This window comes from Sandarakinorhabdus oryzae (assembly GCF_009733735.1).
Taxonomy (GTDB): domain Bacteria; phylum Pseudomonadota; class Alphaproteobacteria; order Sphingomonadales; family Sphingomonadaceae; genus Sandarakinorhabdus; species Sandarakinorhabdus oryzae.
Genome location: NZ_WNJP01000357.1, coordinates 1 through 917, shown reverse-complemented (window position 1 = coordinate 917; position 917 = coordinate 1). Strand labels below are relative to the sequence as shown.

Sequence of the window (917 nt, the reverse complement as noted above, 5' to 3'; positions counted from 1 at the left end):
CACGGCGGTGGTGGCGGGCCGGCGCGCGCTCGGCAAGCACGCACTGCAGGCGGTGCGGGCGGACTGGTGAAGCGGCTGGCGCTCCTCGCTCTGCTGCCGCTGCTGCTGGCGGCGACGTTCGCGCCGGTGCAGCCGGGCGTGGCGATGCGCTTTCCTGCCGATCACGGCGCGCACCCCGATTTCCGCACCGAATGGTGGTATGTGACCGGCTGGCTCGACACGGCCAAGGGCAAGCAGGGATTCCAGATTACCTTTTTCCGCACCCGTCCTGATATCGACACCAGGAACCCGTCAGCCTTCGTGCCGCGCCAGGTGATCTTTGCCCATGCCGCGCTCGCCGATCCGGCGCACGGCAAATTGCGCCATGCCGCCCGTATCGCCCGCGCCGGCTTTGGCCTCGCCGCCGCGCGGGTGGGCGACATGGATGTGGGGGTGGATGATTGGCGGCTGTGGCGCGGCCCGGATGGCAAGCTGCACGCGAAACTTGCCGGGACAGGCTTTGCCTTTGATCTGGCCTTCACGCCGAAGCAGGCCGTGATCCTGCAAGGCGAGGGCGGCTTCAGCCGCAAGGGGCCGGCGCCGGGCGAGGCCAGCCATTATTACAGCTGGCCGCAACTGGCCGTTGCTGGGCTGGTGAATGGCGAGGCGGTGACGGGCACGGCCTGGCTGGACCGCGAATGGTCATCGACGCTGATGAACCGCCAAGCCGTTGGCTGGGACTGGCTGGGCCTCAACATGGATGATGGCAGCGCCGTCACCCTGTTCCGCATGCGCGATGGCAAGGGCGGCGCGCTGTGGGCCGGCGGCAGCCACCGCAGCAAGGCCGGCGTGCTGACCGTGCTGAAGCCGCAGGACGTGCGCTGGCAGGCCGGCGGCTGGTGGCAAAGCCCGCGCAGCAACGCGCGCTGGCCGGTGCA

At 69.9% G+C, this 917-nt stretch carries 1 protein-coding gene; it reads left to right on the top strand.

The window, feature by feature from the left end; all coding sequences use genetic code 11:
• Positions 1–66 precede the first annotated feature (66 nt).
• Positions 67–917, top strand: an 851-nt coding sequence (locus tag GJ693_RS16275; RefSeq protein WP_235903012.1) for a lipocalin-like domain-containing protein, incomplete at its 3' end; no start/stop codon positions are given.